Below are 26876 nucleotides of genomic sequence, written 5' to 3'. Positions count from 1 at the left end.
TCAAATATAATCACGGTTTCAAAAGATTCAGACTGCGATCTAAAGCGAAGGTAATAATTGAATTTGGGCTTGTGGCTCTGGCTCATAATATAAGAAAATGGGCCAATATAAGAAATGAAATGAATGCGGTAATAAGTTAAAAAAGAACAAGAAATACCTTAAGCTTCCTACCTTATCTCTCTAAAAGTTCTAAAAATCTCCAATCAAAATAAATATCTCAACAAAATCGTATTTGAAAATTTCAATTCCCTAGAAATAACAAAATTCTATGTTTGAAAAATGAAAGAGGCTGACATACTTTTTAGCCAGCCTCTTTTACTGTTAGGCATTTTCAACCTGATTGAAAGTAGCCTCAACTGCGCCATCCTTTGTATTGTCTGGCTTGATTGCGGTATACTTCCAGGTTATCTTACCTGCAATCAGTTCTACCTGCTCCAATGGCATATAGGCTCCATCTGCGCCCTGGAAACTGTCAATCATTGATGAAGCACCATTGCTTCCTGAAACCACTGATTTTATGGAGGCCTTTGAGATCTTTACATTCTCCAGGGTTACCTCATAAACAGGTTCCTGCTTTCCTGCCACAGCTCGACAGACCTGGAACTGTACCTTTGCAACCTTCTGACCAGACATACAGAACTGCTGAATCTTTGGTGTTGCCTTGTCAATCAGATGTACAAATGAGAATGGTTCAAATGCACCTCTTCCTGATACATCTGTTGCACGTCCTGCACCAACGTTCTGAACTGCACCGTGAGAAAATGATACGACTTCAATCCATTTGCCATGACTCTTGTCATTTGAGTCGCCGTCAATTCCATCAATCTTTACATAGAAATCGGATGCCATAATATTTCTCCTCAATAACCATGCTGTTAAGATAATTTTTTTATCTGTAACGGTTATCTGTTTAATAACTTGTTAACACAGTATTGTGGATTCGTAAAACATATCTGATAAATATGCTCCATTTGTCCACGGTCCCAAAAAAATCACGTGCTTCATCAAGCACTTAATATGAGGATCTGATGAATACCATCATGAATTCCTATTCCTTTTGTACCTATAATATAAGATATATTTTTCATGACAATTGCACTACTTTGTAAAATTATGGTTGTAATCACAAAAATTATTCAAAACGTTCCCTATTATTATGGACAAGTAAAGTAATTTTTCTCGATATGTGATCTTTAAAGGTTTTATTAGAGAAAAATGCAGAATAAGGTAAGTTTTAGTTGATTTTTCTAACCTATGATTGAGATATGCGGATTTATTGGCTTACAGAGTATTTTTTTTATAAATATCTGTATATCTGATCGTTTGTTGAGGGCTTTCAAATGAATACAAAGCTAAAATCGATTTCTTTTAACATTAGTCCAAAAAATGATGATGGAAAAGATGTCTTTCCTTCATACTCTGTTTACGAGTTTGTATTCAACGAAGGTATTTCCGCTCTATACAACGGAAAGTTATATTTCTACGCCACAAATTCTTTAAAAGCATCAGACCTGCAGCATCAGATTGGAAAGCAGATAAATATCAATGTAGAAATAACAGATCATCTGCATGCGCCAGGCAAGGATAAGGCTTTAAGCCAGGACTTTAATTTCAAGAGAACTGTTAACGGAATAATATCCTCATTAAAATTCCTTGGTAAGACAATGAATGTCACTACCAAGACAGACAACAAGCCTGCATACATATACGAAATTGATTTCAATTCACCTTATGAAATACTGAAGAACCGTATGCATCGCTATCATGACGTTGCATATGGAAAACTTCAGGATAAGCTTGAAAAATTCCTGACAGAGCCACAGAAAATAATCTATGGAGAAGATATCAATTCAAATTTACCGATCTCCATAAAATATGAACTGCTTGACTCTAATGACAAAAAACAGTTCTCTGCTCTGCCTGACAATGTCTGTATTCAAATAGGATCTTTCAGCCCGCTTTTTGCCCTAAGAAAAATCATCACAGACTTTGGACTGAATTTCAATTTCATCCATGAGAATAAGGATGGAAAAAATGAGCTCAAGGTATTTTTGAGTAAAGGATATGGAGTCCATAAAGGTAATGGAGTTGAAAGCGATTATTTTGAGAAATCAAATTCAGATAAACTCAATTACGATGCTGAAATTATCTGTGACCAGACAGACAGCGGAGCACCAAAACTGACATCATTCAGTATTGATGTAAAGCCTCAGGAATTAGAAATCATTAGAAATGATAATGATTTTCTTGTTCATTCGACCACAACAGATAAGGTAGCCATAACCTCAGAGACAGATGCAAAATCCGAGGCATTGAAAAACATAGAAAATAAAGATCAGAGAGAAAAGATGCTGTACAAGCTGAGCGCTTCTCATCTAATCTTTATTCCGGGAGCTGTGGTTACGGCAAAGAATTATATTGACAGCGAAGTAAAGCTAATTGTCGATAAAGTTTCACTTCATGTATTCGCTTCTGCAAACACAAAAGCGTTCAATGTAAATGAACAGCTAGAACCAAGTATTGAAGAAAATATTTACGCATATGAACTTGATCAGGAAAAAGAGCCAGGCTCATTTGCTGATTACGAAAACGAAGAAGAACTACCAGTAAGTAAGACAAATGAAGTAACTAAGACAAGTGAAGCACCAAAGAAAAATGAAGTAACTGTATATGCAACACAGAACAACGTAGAGGTTCTTGAGGCTGTTGTCACTGATGGAGACGGTTTCTATTCCGGAGAATGGCCGTCTCCTAAGAACGATCCATCAGTTAAAGAACCAAGAGCCGGTTCTATATGTATCTGCGCCGGTGATAACACAGAAAAACCAAGCATGTTTTATGCGTTGGCAGCAGGTCAGGATAAACCTGTTCAGGTTCGACTCACCTCCACTATCGCTAATGTTGATTCCTTTAATATGCCAAGAATTGGACAGAAAGTTCTAATTCTATCAGGAAATAATAACTACTATCTGCATAGTTTTCTTTCTACAAAAGACTCAACTGTTACTCCTGAAGTAAACAGAGTAAAAAGAAATAATGCTCTTGCATCTATAAAGACTTTAGCGTCACACACTCACGGAGCAAGAGTTCACGTTTGGAATGCTACAGACAAGTCAAAGAATGTTGGATTCAAAGGCTGCAATGAGGATGAGAGTAAATATGGTCTGTCAAGTATAGTTCTGGAAAAGAATACAGATTCTAATGAATACATAAGAAATAAAATACTTGGAGGCTCTGAATCATCAGTAGTTGAGGCTCTAAATAAAAAAGATAATACCTATGCCCATTATCAGGATTATTCAGGAGACTCAACCATAAAGCCTGAATATCTCGGAGATTTAAAGATAGATGACTGTAAAGAACTAAAAGAAGCTTCCATAAAGAAGCGTTGTGCCGCTATCAAAGCGCTGGTTGAAAAAACCAAAAAGGAGAAAAAAACTCAGGAAGATAAAGTAACAGATCTACAGAAAGAAATTGACAAAAAAGTCCAGGACAAAAAAATTGCGATGAATGAATCAATTTCATTGACAGGTTCTGATAAGGAAAAGAAAGAGAAAGAAGTTGAAAAATTAGATGGCGATATAAAGACGCTTGAGGATAAAAAGAAGTCAGAACAGCAGACACTTTATACAAAAAATGTAAATTACAATACAGCTATTGCCGGACTTGAAGCTGTTACAAATGAGTTTATAGGGGAAATAGGCAATCCAATTGATTTTACCAAGGATAACATTGATATCTTTAAGATTGACCATGAAGGAAATCTTGAAATTAACTGTCCAAAAGGGACTATTACCATAAATGCCAAGAATATAAAACTGACTGCATCTGAAGCAACAAGTGTGGGCGGTTCAGGATCTGTATCCTTGACCTCTCCATCCAGCATCAAGATGGGTGTTGCAGGTACATCATTCTCTATTTTATCGTCTGCAATCAAAGCAAGTACCATTCCGTTTGCAAATGGATCTCTTGCAAGTTTTGGCTCAACACTTACTTTAGATGCATATGAGGGAACAAGCCTTAAAGCAGCTACTGTAAATCTAAGCGGAAAGTTCTCAGCAAGCGTTAAAGATGGTTTAGGTGCAGGATTTAAGTCCAGTAAAGGTGTTGCCTCATTGAGTGGAAGCGAGGCAAGTCTGACATCGAATACTTTTGAGGGAGCAATACAGAATGTTATCAAATTTGACGAGGAGCTTGTAAAAGAACTAGCCAACACCATCACAGTAAATGCAAATCCTAAGGCCTCAAAATATGAGAAGGGAATTATCGATGGAGTACTTTTCCCTATTGCAAATGAAATAATGGGATTTTGTTACAAAACAGATATTTACCATGGTTACGCAAGAAAAGTTAAGGATTATCGTGATGACAAGACTACTGTCTCACGATTCTTGGTAGATACATGTGATTTTATATGTGACAATCTCGACCTTATAGCAAAAGCAATGAATGTTGTAACAGAAATTGCCAAAATGGCAGATGAAGATAACTGGTTTGAGAGAAAAGGACATGTAGGAAAGAATAATGCACAGGACATAAAATACTTTTTTGCCAGCCTGAAATATACATTGAATACTATTGCCTTGCACGCTGTTTTAGTAGCAAATACATGGCCAGCAATAAAACCAGCTAAGGTTGCAATCAGAGGCGGTGTAGTAGCTATCTCTTCAACAACTGAAACCAATGCTGTTATTGAGAAAATTGACGCAAGAGCATAATCCGTTACTTTAGAAAGAAAGGTATTTGTTATGGCATTAACAGAAGAAAGCAAAAAACAGTTAAAGGAACTAGGTGAAAATATTGCTACCGATATGGCAGTTGAGATTGGAATGATGGTAGCTACAGAGGCTCTAGAGACTCTGGTTTCATCAAATATCAAGGAAAGTGATCCTACTGGCGACAGAGAGTCAAGACCAACCGACGATTCTGCTGTTCTTGACGAGAAAAAAGCGGAAGGAAATTCAAATGAGGGCTCTCTGGCAAAAGATGATGTCAAGGCTCAAGGAGGTGAGGTTGCAGCTTCACAAACCGACGCTGAGGCCAATAAGAACAGAGCAAAAGCTCTTGAGTCAGAAGCAAAGGCTTTACAAACCAGTGCGGGCGCAACAGAGATTGCAACGAAAGCACTCAAGATGAACTAAAAAGAATAAACATCATACGGAGTAAACTCAAAATATGGCAAATGTATCAAATCAGCTTGACTGGATGAATAAACATCTGGTACTTCTGCAGTATAAGACAGTGAACGAAGCTGTAGAGCAGGAGATGTTTCCTGCAACCACAGATCTACTTGAGCTTGCGGAAAAATATCCAAACAGTGAGGATTTTCTGCATGAACTGGAAAACAGGAAGGAGTACAAGGATGCCTGCAGTTTTCTTGCATACAATCTTCATCATCGAGCCGCAGTCTGGTGGTCATATATATGTGTCATTGATTTACTCAAGGAACTGAAAAAAGCTCCGGCAAAACCACGTGATATTGATGACATAGGTAAACCTAAGCCATTTAATCTTCCAGATTGGGCAAAAAAACCAGAAGGTCTTGATCAACCATACGATGTTGATAAAAAACTTGCAGAGTTCAGAGATTATAAGGACAAAGCCTTTGCTGCTCATCAGGAGAGACTCAAAAATATTGATCCTGAAATCAGAAAAAGCTGCGAAGAAGCCATTGAAATTGTAATGCAGGAAGTCCGCCAGAAACACGGTGGAAAAGATCTGTTCGATCTTTTAAATTTAGCATGCGAGAAAGTCGTAAGAGATCATAATCAGGACTTTGTGATTGACGTTGCAAACAGTCCAATTACAAAAGCAAAAAAAGAACTGCAGGATAAAATTGAGGCATCACGCAAGGAAACCATTGAAACAATCAAAGCAGCCTTACCAAAGGTTGATCTTAAAGCTAAGTTAAAGAACAAGCGTTCGGCACTGGACAGCGTATATAGCTATATTGTGTCTCCTGATGAGGATAATGCAAATAACTGTATAAAAATTGGTAACAAAGGTCCTGATACTCCGGAAGGACTGCTTGCACTTGTAGCATTCTGGAGTTTTGGTGATCTTGCTCCAAAAGGAACAGTTGTTGTGAAAACACCAGCAGGACTACTGGGTAACGGTATTAATTCCCTGTTGCTGATGCTGGCTCTAGCCCCAGGCGGAGAGAAAAAACTTAAGGAAAGATATGAAACCTACTTTAAGCTTGGTTATGATGTAGCCGCAGGAAAAAATAACTGGAGTAAGAGTATTGAAGAGGGTAAAGCACCTCACGCAGAACTGAACCTTTATGAGAATTTGGAGGAAGAGGCCGCAGTATCCAAGGATGAACCTACACAAACACAGAGCACATCTCCAAATGGTAACGCTCAGTCTTCAGCTCCGGCTAAACCTATAATCAACAGATTCAAATAGAGATTCTTTAGGACCGTTAACTGAACCGGGGAGCTTTACCAGCTCCACGGTTCCTTTATAGAATCACTACAAAACGAGTGCGAACATTAACAATCAGTGAGAGGCAGACTCAAGCTCATCTATATACAGAGGATCATAAACATCCTGAGAATCATTAAGAAGGGCTGAGTTTTCATTATTAGAGAAAAACTGCCCTATGAACTCTACCTCATTTATGGCCGTATGACCTGATGGTCGCTGATATCTGAGGTCTGATACCATAATTCTGTCGTACTGCTTTGCTACAGGCTTGTAGTCAATCTCATTTACAACAGAATCAACATAAAGATAAGCTGCAACTCCGCGAACATGTTTAGAATACCTTGGAGTAGTACCGTAGAATAAAGCTACATCATTATCAAAGAAGAGCAGATCTCCAGGTTTTGCCTTAGCAAAGGTAGCAAGTCTTTCCTCATAAGGCATTCCTAAAAGCTCAATACTCTTTGGAGAAGCCTTCTTCATGGAGTCAAAATCAAGCGGCATGTATATACCGACAGAGCGGTATACACGAGAAAACATTCTTGAATTTGAACGCAGCTCCTCAAGATAGGAATACTCCGATCTGGAGAGATTCTTGTATAATCTGGCCTGAGCAAGAATGTTCTTTCTGGTAGGATTCAGAGGCCCAACACTTACACTGTCAGTAGACAGTTCAGCGTTCTTATAGCTAAGAATGCCGTTCTCATTTACAGGAAGCAGAGCAACCGGCTTTTCAAAGGTTGATTTAGAGGTATCCAGAAGAATCACATCTCCCATAGAATAATCGTAGATTTTCTTATCCTTTGTATCCAGTGTAATCCTGTATACGGGAGCTTTTACTACAGCAAAATCTGAAGGCTTTACAACCTTAAGCCAGCTTAAATATCTGGTAAAAGCAAGATTAACTGTTGGAACCCAACCTCTTGCAAATCTGGTCTGAACAAGATAGTAGCGTTTATCAGAGCTTACAGATAAAACAGCCACCGCCTCTCCTATTGAAAGCTCGTCAATATGCAGAAGATTTCTGTCCTTTGTTTTTTTATCCTTATGCCAGACATCATTGGAGGGCATAAGCATGAGAGGGGTCTTTTTGGTTATCACAGCAAAAGCTGTATTCATAGATTCAGGAAGTGCATCTATATTACAGTTCTGCTCCATTCGCTTAATTGTAGTTTCCTTAATGGGACCAGCCTTGTTTACAGCACCGCTCTCAGAAAATCTGTAGGCATCTCCATGAAGCTGTCTTACCGTCTGTTTTATAAATACACTTGAGAATTTCTGAGGAAACTTTATAAGGTTATAGCCATAAGGAATACGATTTAAGATACCTGAATTGATATCATCGAGCATTTTTCCTTCAGACAGAGTCTTCTGATTAATAGATTCAGAGACAAAATGATCATCGTTGGAGTTCTCTCCAACGATTTCAGGGCTGACTATTTTTTTTTCATCAAAAATTCCACAGGATGCCAGAAGCATACAAAAAGAGATGATGCTCAGGACTCTGACAGTTGATCTACAGGAAATCTTCATGCTCAAATTTTCCTTAGTAATTTACAAAACTGTCAGCTGCAGGCCAGTTATCAGAGCTAGGCCACTCCTCAGGTGTAGGAAGCTTACCTACAATACCCAGTGATACGAAGAATACACTTGGATCACCTTCATCAGGAACAATCTCAATAGGAACAAAGGTAGATTTTGTATCCTCGTTGTATTCTCCCCTTTCATCAAGGTACAGCTGTAGCGCAGGATAACCGCCATCAATTACAACCTGACAGTCAGGATCGGCTGAATCAGAGAAACGATAGAACCTGAATACAATCTCGCTGTTATCAATAGGAGCAGATGAAATGGCAATATTCTTATTGCCGTTTACAAAAGCAGGCAGTTTCTGGGTAGTCTTTCCATCACCAACAGTAATATCAAAATAACGGTATCTAGCTATTGCCAGCTCACTGTTTATATTCTGAGCAGTCAGTAGTCGACTCTGATCTGAGGCATCCACCAGACCTATCTTGAACTGCATATTCTTTCCGCTTCCGGAGAGAATTCCCAGAATATTGGAAATGCTTGATGCCCATGACTTGAAGTCTGCCTGTCTGTTTGACTCCGGACTGAAAATCAGAGGACTCTTGAGATCATCGTTCTTCTTTAGTGTATCGTTCTGCTTTGCAAAGGCTGCAAGAGGATCAGTTGCCTTTTCAGATGCAGTATCTGACAGTCCAAAGGACTTGAATACCACTAAAAGACTCTTGATATCGTTCTTGGTAAGAACTCGCTCCTGAGGCTCTGCATCCTTTACTATTGGGAATACCTTCAGCTCAGACTGGAACTGCATTAATGACAGACTTGCCTCATGAGAGGCATCTCGTTTCAGAAGCTTAACACCAAGCTTGGTAAAGTCAGCCCACCAAGGAATATAATTGCTTCCCTTTGCTGGCTTGCTCAGGTTCAGAAGCTTCTCATTAAGCTCTTTCTGAGACATCTGCATTACGATGTTGTTTGCATATGTTGCATCTGAAGATAACAGGCTCCATTCAGTCAGAGTCTCATTACAGATATCCACAAAATCTATATCGATAAACTTACGGCGAACATCCAGCTGAGTCAGGAAGTTCTTTCTAAGCTCCACATCCGATTTGTTAAGCATAATCGGATCGATCTTGGTAATAATCTCATAGCTCTCGGTATACAGACGCTGAAGCTCATTATTGATCATATAGGATTTGAGCTCTGAGGTCATATCATAGAACTCTGCATAACTGTTAGCTGTCAGATGAACTGTATCTGGAAGCTGATACCAGTATTTCATATAGCTTGCTGAATAAGTTGCAAAGGCTTTTAGAATCTTAGTGAGTCGAGTTGATGATGACAGAACCTTCTTGGCAAAAACGAAGTCCTTGGCCTTGGATTCCATTGCCTTCTTTATGAATACAAGAGGCTCAAAGTAGCGAGAGAATACTTTAGGGTTATATTCGTCTCTAACCTTCAGGTCCCCTAAAACCTCTTTTGTAGACTGATACTGAGCATCCAGTTCTTCTCTGTTGTTGGCTTTATCCTTTGCTATCAGTACAGCTATATTTGAAAGAAGCTTATTCTCAGAATCTTCATATGGATACAGATTCTGAATCTGAGCTATGATATCAACGTACTGCATTGAGTAATCTGCAGTAAGAAGTCTCTTGGCATAGGTTACCCACTTCGTTACAAGTTCTTCACCCTTATGAACATTGAGCAATGCATTAAGATTCTCAATATTGCGCTCATACTCACTGTCGAGAATTGAGGTATTTCTATCAAGCTCCTCAATTGTCCACTGTTCAAGTTTACCGCTTACTACAGTAAGTTTAGAGGACTGTAGAATCTGTTTAATAATATTGTAATTGTAAGCAAGATCATTCTCTGATGTTTTGTCTCCATCTTTATCCTTAGCAGGATGATTATTCTTTGAATCCTTTTCACGAGTAAACAGAGGTGACTGATTAATATTAAGAAGATCCTTCTTCAACCCCTCGTTCTTGTAGTCAATCAAGGTCAAAGCCTGATTTTTTACGAAATCAAAACTTGAGAAATCAACACCGCCAAAATGAATAGATTTGTTTCCTGCATAGTTTTCAAGCTTGTGAAGAAGCGACTCGAATTCCTTTAGCTGGTTGAAATCTCTGTTCAGTAACTGTTTGTATGCATTGTATGCTGAAGACAGTCGATTTGAGAAAGGACTGGTTTCATGCTTGGCGACCGGCTTGTCTTTGGACTTATCACCGAGCGCCTTATCTGTCTGAGACAGTAAGGTATTCTTGATGGAAGAAGCAGTATCAATTGTTGCAAACTTCATCAGCTCATCAATAACAGGAGTTTTTGATAAATACATTGAAGTTGCCGAACGGGCACGATAGACCATGCTTTTTACCTGGTCATAGTTCATTTCCTTAAAGTCCTGAGTAGAAATCTCCTCAAGCTCATCATAGGATTCGAGAATATCACTGGCAGCATCAATATAACCTGAGAGCAGTATAAAGTTATGTCTTGGGTAATTCTTTAAGGTCCTCCAGTTATTTACCAGACCTTCTATACCTGACTTACAGGCAATCGAATAGTTCTCATCCAGAACAACCGCAGAATTGGTCAGATTACTTGCATAATCATATTCTGGAATAAAGTACTGGAACTGGGATGACTGAACCTCAGTAAACGAAGGAATAGTCCAGTTCATAAAGGACTTCATCACTGAATCTGAATATGCCTCATTCTTGTAGACATTCTTATTGTAAATGTCATAAAAAGCAATTTCCATCAGACTGAAAAGCGCATCTGTCTTCTTTTCATCATATGGGGCCTGTCCATTTTTGATAAGGTTGTACTCAACAATATCTACAATAGGATAGAACGCCATCTTGGTCTGAATATAATCATAGATGAAATAATTATCGCCATAAACGGAATCATTGTCCCAGCCGAAATGGGCCATTGACTGAGGGAAGAACTGCCAAGGTACGTCAATAGTTCTCAAAAGACGCTTCTGTGCCTGAGAGAAAAAGTTAAGTCTGGTGTTTGAATTCGAGTTAGGCATAGGAACATCAAAATTCTTTACAACCTGTCCGCTCTCGTTTACAGCGAAAAGCTGAGCGGAATCAATAGCACCTGATTCGATATCCTTCGTCAATCCCTGATAATATATGGTTCCGTCTTCAAGACGTTTTTCAAACTCACCAGCCTTAAACAGCGTTCCGTACCAGTAAATCAGGGAAATGAGCAGTAATCCGCCACATAAGGAGTAGAAAGGCAGCTTTCTTATAAAGATTTCACGTTTGGTGAAAGTTGCATCCTTGTTCTCTCCAAACACCTTCATTGAAAGCAGTTTCTTAATGAAGAATGATGAGGTAAGCTTATTGTTATCAACAATAGGAGCATCATCAACCGTTGAATTCTGCATCATGGCAAAACGGTTGCTCAGGCAGTATCCCTTATCCTCAGCAGAGGTTAAATACACTCCCTTGAAAGGAAGAATTGCTCTTCCACGCAGAGATTTACTTCCAAAAATAGTCTCAAGATATAAAGCAAGATTATCCTTAAGCTCACGAAGACCATCAGCAAAAAGATAGATGTTGCCAGTTAAAGGCATTCTGCTTTCATTTTTATTTGTCAGAGCAACCACGTCAGGACGCATAAGCTGACTTACAGCGCCATCTTTAATGTGACTTATGAAGTTGTCAAAACTGGTATTAAAATCGTCAGGATGGAAGAATCCGTCTTCAACAGTTGGCTGATAGCCTACAATCTGAGAGGTAACAGACTCATTTGCATTACCGAAGAACTCTCTGAAGCCAAGAACTGTATCAAGTTTTGTTATTACCACATAGCATGGAATATTCATGCTTAAAACAAAGGTAAGATGCAGAAGCTCATCAACAATCAGATGAGCTTTCTTTAAGGTTAGCTCCTTATTATCAGCGATAAGTGACTCGGCAGAAACAGTAATGATAATTGACTCAAGAGGCTTTTTTCTATTGGCTTTTTTTACCTTGTTGCAGATATAGTTCCACTCGGCACTTGAGCCGCCTGCCCAGTTATCAAAGAATACCTTACCGGAAACATCGACAACAACTTCGCTTGAATTGATGTAGAACTTTACAGGTGGTTTATCTTTAGCCTCTGTAAAGGAGGCATTATAGTCAAGACCGGATTTTTCAATCAGAGTTGATTTACCGCAGCTTGGTTCACCAACAATAAGGTGCCAGGTCAGATCATGACGGTATAGCTTGCGGTTTACCTTAAGAATTGTGGAGCAGTCGCTAAAAAGACTGTCGATTGTAACAAGTTTGTTATTAAGCTCGAGCTTTGCCTTATCAGTTTCCTTACCGCCGCGGACAAAAGAAGACAGTCGAGACCAAATCATCAGGTCCTTCTTTAAAGATGCAACCTCAACAGTTTTCTGACGCTTCTTGTTTAGGAAGAAGAAAAATCTAATCATCAGAAATATAAGGATAATAATTCCCAGTATGATGACAATAGTCCATACCGGATGTTCCATAATAAATCCGACATCTGCGTCCTGAGAGATAGCTTCGTTTCCGTTCATACCTGATCACTCTCTATTCTTATGGCTAAAAAAGTTCTCTAGCGTGACTTTTCCTTATTATTTGTATCTGAATTCTCTTCAACAAGTTCGTTGTAAAGATCCGTATTCTTAACACTGGACTTACTCATAGCTGCCGCTGCAGTATTATCTACCGCATCAACATATGATGAGATGGATGACGCAAAGGTGATCCAGTTAATCACAAATGAGATAAAGGCAAATGCACAGAAAAACAGCAGCCAGAATTTTGAAGTTCTAAGTAAATCCTTCTTCTTAGACTTATCCGTATCAAAATCCTTTTCCAGAATAATGTCCGGACAAATCTTTTCCATATTAAAATCAGGACCAATATTTATTTTCTCTGAACATTTCTTCATGATGTCCAGGATATCGGCCTTATTTCGCTTGTAAGAGCCATCAAAGCCCAGTCCCAGCATAATATAAAAGAGTCTTGATACTGATTCATCATCACTTCGCATAAGACTGTCATTGAGCAGTTCAAAAAACTTTTCATCTCCAGAGAATTCATTGAAGGTTCTGGCAATTTCCTGATAGTTTTCAGAAAAACTGAATCCACCTTCCTTGATGGAATAATCGATGAAAAAGATAAGAGGTTTCTCTATCTGTGAATACTGCTGCTGCAGGATAGGATGGGACGCACACTTATGACTTATATCTGTCAGATCATTTCTGATTTCAGACAGAATAACTTCCTTAGGAACTTCATACCCGCTTTTCTTAAAGGAGTAATACTCACATATCTTCTTGAAAACAGGATTAAGAATATTCTCTATTTTCTGATCCATAATCCTCATCCTTCATAATACTTAAGTACAGCTGCAAAGCTCTTCTTAGTGTGAATCAACAGCTACATACAGAGTTGCTGTCAGATTTGGGAACAGATCGCCTGCGCAATCTATAACCATATTCTTCTCTTCGTTTATATACTTCCAGATCCTCTCTGAGCTATCACAGTCAAGCCTGAACCACAGAGTATGAGCAATATTAGGTAAATACTGTGGAGGATTGCGGATCTCAAGAAGTTTTACGCCGCGAATACGATCGGATAAGGATTTCCTGTCAATAAGACGGAAATTATCACCGACTTCAATATCATCAACGCGATCGCGAAGATTACCTGTAAACTGAACAGCCAGGAACAGATTCTTTGTAGAGAATACTCTCTCATCCAAATCTTCAAGCTGCAGTACAGAGTTCTTTTCATAGAATTCAAAAGCCAGAGCCGAGCTTACACCGCCTCTTAACAGGATTCCTCTTATACGCTTTAAAAGTGTCTCAATAACTGGTTTTAAATTATCGTGATCATAGTGAGGAACCGGCTCATATGATGTACTTGGATTAACAGCCTCAAGTTCGGATAAAAGAGAGATAAGCTCAAGATAAAGAGCAAATGTAGAAATTCGACCAGGAACAAGTTCTGAGTCCAGTCTTGCAGCATACAGACTTGCTATTCTTAAAATCATCATCTGCAGAACTTTTGAACCTGATAAGGAATTAGGATCAAAAATTTCTGATTCAAACTGCTCCAGAATACTGTTCTTTGCTGACTTTAACTGGAATATAAGTTCACTTGAAATCTTAAGCAGAGGACAGTCCTTAGATAGGGAGACAAACGGAGGCATATAGTCATTCACCAACTGCAGTGAAGGCTGACCAGCGTTAATTGATACCCAGCGAAGTCTGCAAAGCTGGATGTAGGTACAGTCATTTGCATTTTTTACATCAGTAAGTAAAAAAGCGTTAATGTTCCTTGAAATCAAAGGGATCTCGTTTTCACCTGTATTCTCGTCTACAACCAGATTCTCTTTTAATGTATAGCGGGCATTAGTCTTACTGTCACTCTTAAGATTTGATTCTGTTGTTGAAAGAGTAGGAACTGTCAGATAGATATCGACTTCTGTCTGACCAGAATTTTCCAGGCTCAACTCTAAAGTTTCAACTTTACAGTTTCCAGGCATACTGATTTCAGTACCATCAGGCATTACCGCGGAAAATCTTTTTATAACGACTCGCCTGGTTGTAAGAGCTTCAGGATCCAGTTCGAGATCATAAAAGCCATAATCAAAAGGAACTGAAAACTTTCTCTGAGCTCTGATCAGAGAATTCATATTTATCTGCATCTGCTGCAGATGCTGTGGCTGTATAAATAAGCCCTCACTCCAGTGAACCTGTCCATCAAATCTCATAATTATTTATCCGTCTTATCTTTCTTTTTTGCCTTTTCAACACCACTAATCTTTACTGTCTTAACGTCTGAAGGCTCATTTCTTACTTCAATAACGCCGCTTCCGCTTATTACAATGTAATGAGAGCCCGGACTTATAAAGCTTTCGTTCAGATCAATAATCAGTTTTCTAGGATCTGCCTGAACATCCTTTACGGTACCTATCAGAGGTAAATTGGCAATAATGGCCAGATGGGTTACACCCTTGTCTTTCCACTTATCCCATATACCATCGCCACTAGGCAAAACCTTTCCGACCATATCCTTGTCAGAGAATTTTGCAGTTACAGCGCCTAAACTCTTTCTAAACTGCTCTGGCGGAGCAAAATACTTGTCAACGTCATAGCTTGAAAGTCTTTTCTCCTCTGCCTTGGTCAGACCTGCAATATCAACCTCTAAAGTTGGGCAGTATCCATAAAAATCCTGCACATCCTCAGACAAATAGACCCCTATATCACTTGTTGGAGTACTTGAAGAACATCCAGCAAGAGTGACAAAACAGGACAGAGCCATTACAGACGAAATTTTTTTTATATACCTCAATTTTGACATGCTAATAACCACCATTAAGTCAAAATACAAGTTACCTTTTTATCGTTCTGAATCCCGATAACCCTAGTTACGAAAAGGAATTCCATAATTAAGGCTTCACTCAGGACAACTCTTTAAATTTCAAAAAAATACTACTCACCACTTCTAATATAATTTTGAATAACCGACTTTGCCTAAAGGTAGGGCGATCTTTATCGCAAATCTATTAAATAAACTGCAATTTTGAGGGGAAAATAGCAAAAAAAAGCGTTTGAAATCGAAAAGTTAGAAGGCCTGAATACAGAAATCCAAGGAAATAATCACAGGGAAAACTGTTTAAAAATTTTCACAATTATGGAAGGTCCGGATAAATTCGCCAGACAGATTAGAACAATGTCTGGCGATAGAAATGAATATGGAATAGCTATATTAAATGTATAACTATTTGTTTTTAAAGAATTCTCTCATCTCAGGTATTGGTCTGTGACCTCTTGATTCAAGGAAATCCAGCACCCTGTTAGGAGAGGTATTGATAATCTGATCCTCTGAAATACCGGCATTTTTGATGATTTCAATTGAAGGTTCAAAATTACACATGTAATAGCAGATATGAGCGTCAGAACCAACCGCAATAGTATTTCCGATTTTCTTGGCAAGTTTTGCAATCTCAACGCAGTTATCGTGAGAACCAAAGCGGGTATTCACATCGGATGAAGAGTTGATTTCAATAGCAACGTTATGCTCCTTTGCAGCAAGCAGTACCTGCTCATAATCGCAAGGATATGCAGCACAGCCTGGATGGGAGATAACATCAACATTGCCTGATTCAATTACCTTAAGATACATTTTTGTGTGGGCATCTGCGTCTGATGGAGGGTTGGAAGGATGGAAGCCTGCCAGCACAATATCCAGAACCTTATCAAGCTGAGCCTTGGTAACATCAATATCACCATTCTGATCAATGTTGGCTTCGATACCGCGTAACACTGCAACACCATCACAGATTCTTGGAACAACCTTTAGATTGTTGAAGTGCCATGGATGAGGACCATCTTCAAGAGCTGGACCGTGATCTGTTGTAGCAAACATTACAATCCCGTTGTTCTTTGCATAATTAACGCATTCAACAATAGTTGAATAGGCATGATCGCTTGCAATTGTATGAGTATGAAGATCAATAAAAAACTGCATATTAACATCCATTCTTAATCGATTACCGGAACCCAGTTTGCTGTATTAAAGGCTTCGGCACACATTCTTATCTGTTCTGTGGTAGTTGTACCCAGACGAAGTATCTCGTCTGAAACCTCATCAATATCAAAGAAACGTCTCTCCAGAGTTTCTGTATTAGGACTAAACTCTCCGTCACCTTCAAGGCAGATGGTAAAGGATGCAAGAATATGGAATGGCTGAGAAGATTTATTCCATTTACTCTTATCAATCAGTCCAACAAATTTAACTGGCTTAACCAGCATTCCCGCCTCTTCGCGAACTTCCTTTACTGTGTTTGAGATGATTGATTCGGATTCATCGCACCAGCCGCCAGGTAGAGACCAGAGTCCGTTTTTTGCTTCCTTTACAAGAAGGATCTGGCCTTTTTCATTGAAAACAGCTGCTCTGGTATCAATTTTAGGAGTTATATATCCCTTATCCATGCAGATTACATCTCTTACCTTCTCTATTGGAGATTCTGTCATGGTAGAAATGATTTCACAGGATATCTCACGTAGTCGTTCAAAGCGTTCGATATCAAAAACATTGGTGCAGTATGTAAGACCGATCTGGCCTATTGCCTGAATCTCTTTAGCCCATCTGTACCACTGATAATTAAGGTCATCGCGAACATAGATAGTCTTTATGATATCCCACGGATTTAGGAAATAATGAGCACATTGAATAGAGCGCTTAATTCTGGAGCCCCATACGGCAAGACCAAAGTCAACACCTGCAGAGTGAGCGCACTCCACATCAGACATGGTATCGCCAATAAACAGAATCTCATCCTTTTTAGCACCGGTAAGCTCCATGTATCTTAAAATTGAATCTGGAGCAGGTTTAGGATTATCAACCTCTGAGGCACTGATTGAATATTTAAAGTAAGGCTTTAAAAGTGTAGGCAGAGGAGATGCAATTTCTCCTAAAACATTCTGATAGGTTTTAGCTCTTGAGGTTACGATGCCAAGTTTTACGTTATGCTCATGCAGGTATTTTATAACAGCCATAATCCCATCGAATGGCTTTATGGAATCCTCATAAAGCTTAACGCGCTCAACCCAGGCATCAGAAAGACGCTTGGTATCCTCAAAAGGAAGATTAAGCTCAATACGGGTATTCTCGGCTGTTGAGCCCATAAATCTGGTTAAAGACTCATAGGTTTCCTCTGTATCAGGACGTTCAGCCTTTAAAACATCATAAAGAGCACTGGTATACGCATATTCGGTATTAAAAATCGTACCATCCAGATCAAACAGTACATGAGTATATCTGCCTAGCATGAAGTCTCTCCGTCTATATTCACGCTAAACACATGAATACGGCTATCTTTTACTTTGAAATTGATTGTAAAGCTGTAGATTTTAACCACGTAGACCTTCTCGTCAGTGTCGTCCTTATATGCAGGACGAGGATCCTGAGATAGAGTCTGACATACAGCTTTATATCGCTGCTCGCCAAGAGTTTTTATAATCGACTCGGTGTCATTTTCAAAAACAACCTCATACATTGGAGGAGGAGCGCTGGCAAATCCACCAACAGCATCAGGCACACTGTCAACAAAAGGAATATAAGGCTTGATATCGATAATAGGAGTATTATCAACAAGATCAGCACCTAAAACCTCAAGACTGACCTTGCCCTTCTCTCTTATAACCCGGTGAATCTTTAAAATAGAAAGTCCGAGTCGATTTGGTCGAAAAGGAGATCTTGTAGAGAAAACACCTACAGAAACATTTCCCCCAAGACGAGGAGGTCTAACCTTTGGCTTGAATTTTTGGTAATCAATCTTGTCAAAAAGAAAGATTACATGGATATGAGAGAAACCGTCTATCCCCTCAAATGCAAGTTCATCATTGTATGGAGGATAGAATTCAATCACAGAAACAGCATCAGGAGCAAGTCCCGGCTGTCTTGGAACAGCAAATTTCTCCTTATAGGGACTTCTGATGAAACCTATAGGAGAAATGGATACCGGATTAATGTTTGTCATTAACAACCAGTGCGTCTGCATAGCAGGTTACAGAAACCTTACATGCAGGAGTGTCCTGAAGCTTAACACACTTGCCAAACTTAATGGCATTAGCACCAAGATCAACAGCCTTTAAACGAGCATCAGTTCTTGCTTTAACTTCTGTAGCAACATCATCAGTATCGTTTATCTGACAAGACAATCCGCTTACAACACCCAGACTTCTGTTAGGAACAGATGCCAGCTCTTCCTCTGTATACTCAGTAACAGCTGAAGGCTTGAAATATTCCTTGAAGTTAGATGGGTTTAAATTACTCTTAAACTCGTAATTAGAGCAGGCAGTCAGACATAAAGCTGCCAGTACAAACATATATTTCATAGTTAATCCGGACTAAAAAGGCAGGTCATACCTGCCTTGATTCAAGAACTAAGCACCAAAGTGCTCGATTGCTTTTTGAATTCTAGATAAAGTACGCTCTCTACCTACAAGCATCATGGTATCACCGATACCAGGAGACATTGCAGAGCCGGTTACAGCAATACGTAAAGGCTGGCCAACTTTACCCATGCCAATCTCACGCTTAGCAGCAACTTCCTCTAAAACCTTATCAATAGAAGCTGCATCCCATGAAGATAATGCATTAAGAGCCTCTAATGAATCCTTAAGTACATCAACTGAGCCTTCCTTGATCCATTTCTTAACTCCAGCAGGATCGTACTCTGTGATGTCCTGATAGTAGCAGGCAGCTTTCTGAGCCATTTCCTTTAGAGTATGAGTTCTCTCGCAGTAATTGCGTACAACTTCTTCTGGCTTTGGACCATTTGAAAGGTCGGTAATACCGATTCTGTTCAGATGCCATACAAGCTCTTTTGCAACCTGCTCTGCAGGTAGAGTCTTCATATAATGAGCATTCAGCCACTCAAGCTTCTTGGTATTAAAGCCTGATGCAGATTTGGTAATAGCATCAAGAGTAAACAGATCAATCATTTCCTGACGAGTAAAGATTTCCTGATCGCCGTGAGACCAGCCCAGACGTACAAGATAATTTACCAGAGCTTCAGGAAGATAACCATCCTCACGGTACTGCATTACAGAAACTGCACCGTGACGCTTTGAAAGCTTGGCACCGTCATCACCTAGGATCATTGCAAGGTGACAGAATACAGGAACAGGAGCTCCTAATGCCTTATACAGGTTGATCTGACGAGGAGTATTGTTAACATGGTCGTCACCACGGATAACGTGAGTAATACCCATATCCCAGTCATCAACAACAACACAGAAATTATAGGTTGGAGTGCCGTCTGAACGTTGAATGATCAGATCGTCAAGCTCACTGTTCTTAACCTCGATGTGTCCTTTAACCATATCGTCAAAAGCAACGATACCTTCATCAGGGTTACGGAAACGAATTACATATGGTTCATCAGGAGCATGCTCTGAATGATCGTCTCTGCAGTGACCGTCGTAACGAGGCTTCTGACCATTCTTCATCTGCTCTTCACGCATCTGTTCTAGGCGCTCTTTTGAGCAGTAGCACTTATAAGCCTTGCCTTCCTTTAAAAGCTGGTCAATAACTTCGCGATATCTGTCAAAGCGTTTGGTCTGATAGTAAGGACCTTCATCCCACTTTAAATCGATCCACTTCATGGATTCGATAATCGCATCGATTGCTTCCTGAGTAGAGCGTTCTCTATCGGTATCCTCAATACGTAAAACAAACTCACCCTTACAGTGTTGAGCATATAGCCAAGAGAATAATGCAGTTCTAGCGCCACCTACATGCAGAAAGCCGGTTGGAGATGGTGCAAATCTGGTTTTAACAGTCATGATTAATTCCCATATAAAAAATTTGCACCATTCTATCACAAATAGGTATATATGGGCTCAAATCACACTTTAAAAATCACCAACTTTTGCTTTTGGAATAGAAAGATCAGGATGCTGCCCCGACCAGCCTGTTTTTTCAGCGATTCCGCGAAGTACATATAAATCCTGCTCAGTAAGTTTAAAATCAAACAGAGACAGATTCTCTTTAAGTCTCTCTTTTGATGAGGACTTAACCAGAGGCAGAACGTTATGAGCAAGGCAGAAGCTTAGTAAAACCTTGGCAGGACTTACCTTGTGCTTTGCAGCTACATCAACAACTACAGGATGATTTAAAAGAGAGCCACGTCCTAAAGGAGACCACGCTTCTACCTGAATATTGTGACGCTGACAGTAATCAACAGTACCGGTCTGCATATAGCCAGGATGAAATTCAATTTGATTAACAACAGGTTTTTCTGAACAGGAGTGTATTACATCAAAATGCTGAGGAAGGAAATTTGAAACACCGATAGATTTAACCTTGCCCTCCTGCTTGAGGAAGATAAAGGTATTCCATGCTAAAAACAGGTGTTCCTCCCACTCTTCATCAGCTTCATTTGCTCGTGGCCAGTGAATCAGAAGTAAATCAAGATAGTCTGTACCAAGAGCATGAAGAGATCTGTCAAAAGATTTTCTGATATCCCCAGGGGCCATATCATCCTTCCAGACTTTTGTTGTCAGGAAAAATTCATCTCGGGCAACACCTGAAGCTTTTAACGCTTTTCCAAGAATCTCCTCAGAGCCATATAGAGAAGCTGTATCAAAATGCCTGTAGCCGCAGCTGATGGCATTCTTTATGAGACTTTCTCCTTTCTTATTGTTATCTAGACCAAAGGTTCCAAAACCGATACATGGAATTTTATTGCCATCCGAGAGTAAAAAAGTATCATCAAAACTTGAGATTTTCATAAAGCACCTTGAGATTGAAAAATTCTTATAGTTTTTTGATTTTCAATTATTGTTATCTGAAGATATTCGTAAACCGCTTTTATACCCATTTATAAAAATGGTCACATACTTTATTTTGGATTTTTGACAAAGGTTCTGATTTTCGATTTTTTAACATATTAGGCAAGCTTACCTCTGAATCACAAAAACTCATTTTGACATTAAAAAAAGCATAAAAAAAATTAAGAAGACATTATTGTTTAAATTAGAGCTCATACTCTGATTGGCGCAGACAAATTATGTATAATCAGAAGAAAACACTGTATACAGAAGATGGTGACATTTTGAACGAAAAGCATCGAAACCTTACTTTAAAAGGTACAACAGCAAACAAAGGTATCGCTTTTGGAAAAATCAGTTTTCTCAAAAGAGTTGCATCCGAGTTCGATAAAGTAAAAATCAGAAGCATTAACGCTGAATGCGAGCGCTTTGAAAAAGCAAGACAGCATGCAATCACACAGTTAAGTGCACTCTACGAAGCTTCACTTGAAAAACTTGGTGAACAGAATGCGGTTCTGTTCCAGATCCATCAGATGATGCTTGATGATCCTGACTATGTATCTTCCATCAATGAGGTTATCAGGAAGGAAAAGGCTAACGCTGAATATGCTGTCCACAAGGTAGCTCTGCGTTTTGAAAAACAGTTTCTGGAGATGGACAATGATTACATGAGAGGAAGAGCCTCTGATGTAATTGATATTTCCCGTCGAATCAATGAAATTCTGATGATGCATGCAGGCAAGATAAAAAGCAAAGGGATTTCATTTGAAAGTGACGGTCCAGTTATTCTTGCTACAGATGATCTTGCCCCATCAGAAACAGTCCAGCTTGATCAGCATACTGTTACCGGCATTATCACCACAAAAGGCTCTGATCGTTCCCATACCGCAATTTTTGCAAGAACCATGGGAATACCGACTGTCGTATGTATTGGAAGTAAGCTTACCAAAAGATACGAAGGAAAATTTGCAATCATTGATGCAAACACAGGAACGGTCTACATCGATCCTGATGAAGAAACCATCTTAAAATTCAATGAAATAAAAAAGACTGATGATGCGCAGCACTCCCATTTAGAAGAATTCCGAGGAGTTCCTACAAAAACCAGATCGGGAAGAAAGATCAGACTCTACGCAAATTCAGGTTCTCTATCAGATATAGATCTTGTAAAGGCCTCAGACGCTGAAGGTATTGGACTTTTCAGAAGTGAATACATCTATCTTCAGTCAAAAGATTACCCTACCGAAGATGAACAGTTTGAAATCTACAAAGAAGTACTGAAGGGCATGGGCGATAAAAAGGTTATTATCAGAACCTTGGATATCGGTGCAGATAAAACCGCAGAATACTTTATGCTCAAGCCTGAGGATAATCCTGCAATGGGGCTCAGAGCAATAAGATTGTGTCTAAGTAATCGAGCTCTCTTTAAAACTCAGTTAAGAGCTCTGTATAGAGCATCGGTATACGGTAACCTGTCAATAATGGTTCCAATGATCACCTCCGTTGAAGAAGTTACCGAAACCAAAAAGATTATAGAAGCAGTAAAAAAAGAACTGACAGAACAGCACCTTGAGTTTAAGGATGAAGTTGAATTCGGAATCATGATTGAGACTCCTGCAGCGGCCTTAATATCAGACGAACTGGCACCTTATGTTGATTTCTTCAGTATCGGAACCAATGATCTGACTCAGTTTACACTAGCTGCCGATAGACAGAATGCAGATCTGGTCAAATACTTAAATCCATATCACCACTCAGTGGTTAGACTCATCGAAATGACCATTCAGAACGGTCATGCCGCGGGAATATGGGTTGGAATCTGTGGAGAACTGGCTTCTGACGAACATTTTTTAGGCAAACTGATTCAGCTTGGTATTGACGAGATGTCAGTTGTACCATCAAGTGTGCTTACCCTTCGTGCAAAGATAGCATCACTAGGTTAACCATTATTTCAGGATTAGTTTACAAATTAGTACTGCCTTATAGATTTTACCCCTGAACCACTGTAGATATAAAATAAGTTTTAAATACAGTGAGTTAGGATATAGGAGAATAAAAATGCCTCAATGTATAGTTATTGCTGATGAAATTACAGGCGGAAGCGCTGTAGGAGCAATGCTTGAAAAAAACGGGACCTCTGTATGCTCTCTTATGAATGCAAGAGGATTAAAGGATCCTCTTACATCAGACTACGACTGTCTTGTTTACTCGACAAATTCAAGAAATCTCACAGATCAGCAAAGCTACCAGATGGTATTTTCTGCAGCCAGACTTTTAAAGTCAGATGACGTTAAGCTTTATGCCAAAAGAATTGATCCTGCCATGAGAGGAAATACCTGTGCAGAAACAGTTGCTCTTCTTGATGCATTGGGAGATTCAGACAGAGTTGCTATTGTTGTCCCAAGCTTCCCAGCATTAAAAAGAACAAATGTTGGCGGTTATATACTGGTTGACGGCAAACCTCTTCAGAAATCTCTTGCCGGTCTGGAAGATCTTTTCCCTGCAGAAACAGGTCGTGTTGCAGACCTCTTCACTGAAAAATTCCAATATAAAGCAGAAGCTCTTCATCTTAAGGAATACTTAAAGGGTACAGAAAACCTTGCAAACACCATAAAAAAGATGGCAAAGAAAGGGGTAAGAGCTATTGTTCTTGACTGTACATCTCAGGAAGATATCAACATGATTGCTGATGCGGTTCTACTCTCAGGAATCAAGTTTATTGCAGTTGATCCTGGTCCATTCACTGCAACTTTAGCAAGAAAGGTTATGAGACCTAAGAATGTTGCTAAAGAAGCATCTGAAACTAAAATTTTTGGAATTGTGGGCGGTGTCAATCCTCTGATTTCAGCACAGGTTGAACAGCTTAGACTTGAAGAAAAGGTTCTTATTGTTATGGTAAGGAATCTTGAGCTTCTAGAAGATCTTCAGAGAAGAAATGCAGAGATTAACAGAGTAGTTGATGAAATTGTTACAAAATACAATAGCTTTACTATTGCCTTTGCTGTTTCAGACAACATGGAGATAAACAATCAGCTGGTTCCTGAATATCAGGAAATGCTTTTAAAAACAAACAGAACCCAGGCTGAAGCAATTGATATCATTGCAACCGCATATGGTCAGATTGTATCGAAAGTATTAGAAAGAAGACCTGATATAAAGGCTCTATACACAAAAGGAGCTGAATTCACGGTAGCAACCTGCAGAGAATTAAAGTCAATCGGACTAAAAATCCTGGGACAGGTTCTGCCTTTGACCTGTTATGGAGAGCTCATTGATGGAGATTATGCTGGTCTGAAATGTGTAACATCAGCCTCATCCGCCACTGATACAAACACCATCACAGATAGTATTCAGTACTTAAAGAGAAAGCTGACTATTTAGCAGTTTCCAATATTATGTCCGAGAAATCTAATTTTACGCAACTCGGACATTTCTATAAGATTTATTCATTCAGTTTTATTGTGCGCTTTCCAAAACACATAACAGTAACTAGCTGATTGATTCCATTTACAAAAATTTTAGTGTATTATGTAAAACGTTACCTTCAGAGAATGCGAGTGTAGTTCAATGGTAGAACTGTAGCTTCCCAAGCTACTAACGCGGGTTCGATTCCCGTCACTCGCTCCATTTAGCATCATTATCTGAATTTTATATATATCCTTTCACGTCAAAAACAAACTTTTATATAAAAAATTAGAGACAAGTTCTGTTTATTGATCTTTATACTCACGTTTTATAAATCATCTCAACTAAACTATAAGAGACAGTCCCTAAAGCCGTTCGTGGTATTTGTATGGTTAAATCCTTTATAAAGATTATCGGCATCATCTGTTTTGGATGCTCTTGCGTAACATCTGCTATAGGTCAGGAAATCAATTCAGATGAACTTCCAAGGATCAAAGTGACCATGTTGTTAGAACATGAAGGCTTTCTGACATGGTATGCAAAAGAAAACGGCTGGGATAAAAAACTCGGTTTTGAAATTGATTTAAACATCTGTGATATAAGTGGTGTCGAAATCATGAATCAGCACAATGCTGATCCTGAATCATGGAATATCACCTCTGTATCTAGTACACCGCTTATTACAGCAAATAACAACTCTTCATTTGAAATCATCGGTCTTGCCAATGATGAATCACCTACTACACAGGTGTTTGTAAGACCTAACAGCAATATCCTAAAACATAGGGGATGGAATGCCGATTACCCTAATGTATACGGGTCTCCAGAAACAATAAAAGGAAAAACTTTCTACGTAAAGAGAATGACTTCCAGTGAATATGTTCTGGCTAAATGGCTTGAAATATTCGATATGGATTTCTCTGATATTGTTCTTATTGATAAACCGGGAATGGATTCAGTTGAAGCAATGAATAAAGGATCCGGTGAAGGAATGGCTCTGTGGTCTCCTGCAACATTTGACGCAGAAAAGGAAGGTTATAAGTCTGTTACCTCAGCTCGTATTGCGGAAACTGAAATTCCTCTTATGATAGTTGCTGATAAAGACTATGCTCAGAATAATGAAGAGCTTGTAGCCAAATTTCTCGCGGTATATCTTCAGGCAGTAAATTCGCAACAGGATGGATATAAGAAACTGGTAAAAGCCTACCAGAGATTTCTAAAGCAATACACAGATAAAGACTATCCTGAGGAGTTCTGTCTTTACGACCTTAGAAATCATTCTGTTTTTGATTTGAACAAACAACTTGAATTATTCGCAACAAAAGGACATCGTAAAAGCATAATCAAAAAACTGGAAAAAAATATAACCAGCAGCATGGTACTGTTTCTAAATGACAGCTCTTCAGAAGAAAAATGCACAACACAGAAAGTTAAAAGCCCAAGAAATATTTCAGATAAATATCTTAAGCTTGCAGAGCCTTACCTGAAAAAATTGAACGATTAACATTGGTTCAAAACAAATAGAAAGATTCTCTATACAGCAATTCAGTTTTGAACTGCATATTTGTATATTTTCTTTTACAAACAAAATAATCCGTACTGTTTTATTTATTCTGTCCAAAAAGCATATAAATGCCTGTTTTAAAAATACATAAAAAATTTTTTTAATTTTTTGTTGACGATTCAGAATTAAGTTATATAATGGAACGGCTTTCAGACATGGACAGCAGTTCATTCTGAACCACATAAGTGGGGGTATAGCTCAGTTGGGAGAGCATCTGCTTTGCAAGCAGAGGGTCATCGGTTCGATCCCGTTTACCTCCACCATCTACTAATAATACTACTGTTAACTATTAAACTGTATCTTTCCCAAGCCCGAACTGACAACCATTATATAACGTCGCAAAATATCCATGTCGATTTTGTTTACTAAAAGGTCTGACATGGATACTCCTAACATAAAAATCACAGCTCAGTACCAATCCTTCACAGCTACAATTGATTGGATTGAAATTTACAAGCGCTTTGAAGAATCAAAACTCTCCTGTTATTCGTTCTACAAAAGTGTTTTCCCTTCTCTTATTAAGGAGCTTTTTCCTTCTGGATATATGCCGTCTTTATCAACCCTAAGGCTTCATTTTCGAAAAATAAAAAAGGATGGAGTTGATGGGTATATTCAATCGAGTCG

General features: G+C 39.0%; 20 protein-coding genes and 2 tRNA genes. 10 read left to right on the top strand and 12 right to left on the bottom strand.

Annotated elements, in window-relative coordinates; all coding sequences use genetic code 11:
• A partial coding sequence (locus B5D46_RS09360; RefSeq protein WP_143675652.1) for a transposase occupies positions 1 to 140 on the top strand: 140 nt, incomplete at its 5' end.
• A gap of 181 nt (positions 141 to 321) precedes the next feature.
• Here B5D46_RS09360 and B5D46_RS09355 read toward each other — a convergent pair.
• Positions 322 to 849: an Hcp family type VI secretion system effector gene (locus B5D46_RS09355; protein ID WP_078929236.1), complete on the bottom strand. Its 528-nt coding sequence runs from the start codon at positions 847 to 849 to the stop codon at positions 322 to 324.
• Positions 850 to 1340: 491 nt separating this feature from the next.
• On the opposite strand from B5D46_RS09355, the gene B5D46_RS09350 reads away from it, so the two are divergent.
• The 3 genes from B5D46_RS09350 to B5D46_RS09340 are packed head-to-tail and all read left to right on the top strand — an operon-like array spanning position 1341 to position 6408.
• Positions 1341 to 4718 (top strand): hypothetical protein, encoded by a 3378-nt coding sequence (locus B5D46_RS09350; RefSeq protein ID WP_078929235.1) that lies wholly within the window; start codon positions 1341 to 1343, stop codon positions 4716 to 4718.
• A gap of 30 nt (positions 4719 to 4748) precedes the next feature.
• Positions 4749 to 5141 (top strand): hypothetical protein, encoded by a 393-nt coding sequence (locus B5D46_RS09345; RefSeq protein WP_078929234.1) that lies wholly within the window; start codon positions 4749 to 4751, stop codon positions 5139 to 5141.
• A gap of 34 nt (positions 5142 to 5175) precedes the next feature.
• Positions 5176 to 6408, top strand: coding sequence for a DUF6931 family protein (locus B5D46_RS09340; protein ID WP_078929233.1), 1233 nt, complete (start codon positions 5176 to 5178; stop codon positions 6406 to 6408).
• A 93-nt stretch (positions 6409 to 6501) separates the two neighbouring features.
• Here B5D46_RS09340 and B5D46_RS09335 read toward each other — a convergent pair whose 3' ends face one another.
• The 11 genes from B5D46_RS09335 to B5D46_RS09285 form a co-directional block, all read right to left on the bottom strand.
• Positions 6502 to 7959: an SH3 domain-containing protein gene (locus B5D46_RS09335; RefSeq protein WP_078929232.1), complete on the bottom strand. Its 1458-nt coding sequence runs from the start codon at positions 7957 to 7959 to the stop codon at positions 6502 to 6504.
• A 13-nt stretch (positions 7960 to 7972) separates the two neighbouring features.
• The gene (locus tag B5D46_RS09330) at positions 7973 to 12505 is read right to left on the bottom strand and encodes a type VI secretion protein IcmF/TssM N-terminal domain-containing protein (protein ID WP_078929231.1); all 4533 of its coding nucleotides are present in this window, start codon (positions 12503 to 12505) and stop codon (positions 7973 to 7975) included.
• Positions 12506 to 12543: 38 nt separating this feature from the next.
• On the bottom strand, positions 12544 to 13311 hold the full coding sequence (locus B5D46_RS09325; protein WP_159443080.1) for a DotU family type IV/VI secretion system protein: 768 nt from the start codon (positions 13309 to 13311) through the stop codon (positions 12544 to 12546).
• A 45-nt stretch (positions 13312 to 13356) separates the two neighbouring features.
• The gene (tssK, locus tag B5D46_RS09320; protein WP_078929229.1) at positions 13357 to 14712 is read right to left on the bottom strand and encodes a type VI secretion system baseplate subunit TssK; all 1356 of its coding nucleotides are present in this window, start codon (positions 14710 to 14712) and stop codon (positions 13357 to 13359) included.
• Between the two features lie 2 nt (positions 14713 to 14714).
• Positions 14715 to 15191, bottom strand: a complete 477-nt coding sequence (locus tag B5D46_RS09315; RefSeq protein ID WP_159443079.1) for a hypothetical protein — start codon at positions 15189 to 15191, stop codon at positions 14715 to 14717.
• A 531-nt stretch (positions 15192 to 15722) separates the two neighbouring features.
• Positions 15723 to 16472, bottom strand: coding sequence for a phosphatase (locus B5D46_RS09310; RefSeq protein ID WP_078929227.1), 750 nt, complete (start codon positions 16470 to 16472; stop codon positions 15723 to 15725).
• Positions 16473 to 16486: 14 nt separating this feature from the next.
• On the bottom strand, positions 16487 to 17776 hold the full coding sequence (locus tag B5D46_RS09305) for an NUDIX hydrolase N-terminal domain-containing protein (protein ID WP_078929226.1): 1290 nt from the start codon (positions 17774 to 17776) through the stop codon (positions 16487 to 16489).
• Positions 17770 to 18486: a tRNA (N6-threonylcarbamoyladenosine(37)-N6)-methyltransferase TrmO gene (gene tsaA, locus B5D46_RS09300; RefSeq protein ID WP_078929225.1), complete on the bottom strand. Its 717-nt coding sequence runs from the start codon at positions 18484 to 18486 to the stop codon at positions 17770 to 17772. The genes B5D46_RS09305 and tsaA overlap by 7 nt, the downstream gene beginning before the upstream one ends.
• Entirely contained in the window at positions 18473 to 18844 is a 372-nt protein-coding gene (rcsF, locus tag B5D46_RS09295) for an Rcs stress response system protein RcsF (RefSeq protein ID WP_078929224.1), read from the bottom strand. The genes tsaA and rcsF overlap by 14 nt, the downstream gene beginning before the upstream one ends.
• Before the next feature lie 48 nt (positions 18845 to 18892).
• On the bottom strand, positions 18893 to 20296 hold the full coding sequence (gene gltX, locus B5D46_RS09290) for a glutamate--tRNA ligase (protein ID WP_078929223.1): 1404 nt from the start codon (positions 20294 to 20296) through the stop codon (positions 18893 to 18895).
• A gap of 69 nt (positions 20297 to 20365) precedes the next feature.
• Positions 20366 to 21244 carry an aldo/keto reductase gene (locus B5D46_RS09285; RefSeq protein ID WP_078929222.1) on the bottom strand — a complete coding sequence of 293 codons (879 nt, stop codon included), beginning with the start codon at positions 21242 to 21244 and terminating at the stop codon, positions 20366 to 20368.
• 278 nt (positions 21245 to 21522) lie between these two features.
• Here B5D46_RS09285 and ptsP point away from each other — a divergent pair, with 278 nt between their 5' ends.
• The 6 genes from ptsP to B5D46_RS12390 all read left to right on the top strand — a co-directional run.
• A complete protein-coding gene (ptsP, locus tag B5D46_RS09280; protein WP_078929221.1) occupies positions 21523 to 23226 on the top strand; it encodes a phosphoenolpyruvate--protein phosphotransferase in 1704 nt (567 codons plus the stop codon).
• Between the two features lie 115 nt (positions 23227 to 23341).
• Positions 23342 to 24664, top strand: a complete 1323-nt coding sequence (locus B5D46_RS09275) for a four-carbon acid sugar kinase family protein (protein WP_078929220.1) — start codon at positions 23342 to 23344, stop codon at positions 24662 to 24664.
• Positions 24665 to 24836: 172 nt separating this feature from the next.
• A tRNA-Gly gene (locus B5D46_RS09270) sits at positions 24837 to 24910 on the top strand.
• A gap of 166 nt (positions 24911 to 25076) precedes the next feature.
• The gene (locus tag B5D46_RS09265; RefSeq protein ID WP_078929219.1) at positions 25077 to 26192 is read left to right on the top strand and encodes an ABC transporter substrate-binding protein; all 1116 of its coding nucleotides are present in this window, start codon (positions 25077 to 25079) and stop codon (positions 26190 to 26192) included.
• A 247-nt stretch (positions 26193 to 26439) separates the two neighbouring features.
• Positions 26440 to 26515: transfer RNA gene (locus B5D46_RS09260), tRNA-Ala, on the top strand.
• Positions 26516 to 26631: 116 nt separating this feature from the next.
• Positions 26632 to 26876 (top strand): hypothetical protein (locus tag B5D46_RS12390; protein WP_234973838.1); only part of this gene is annotated, 245 nt, incomplete at its 3' end.

Origin of the sequence: Succinivibrio dextrinosolvens DSM 3072 (assembly GCF_900167015.1) — a bacterium.
In the GTDB taxonomy this organism is placed as follows: Bacteria; Pseudomonadota; Gammaproteobacteria; order Enterobacterales; family Succinivibrionaceae; genus Succinivibrio; species Succinivibrio dextrinosolvens.
The sequence above is the reverse complement of the archived record's forward strand: the minus strand, read 5'-3'. Positions and strand labels throughout refer to the sequence as shown.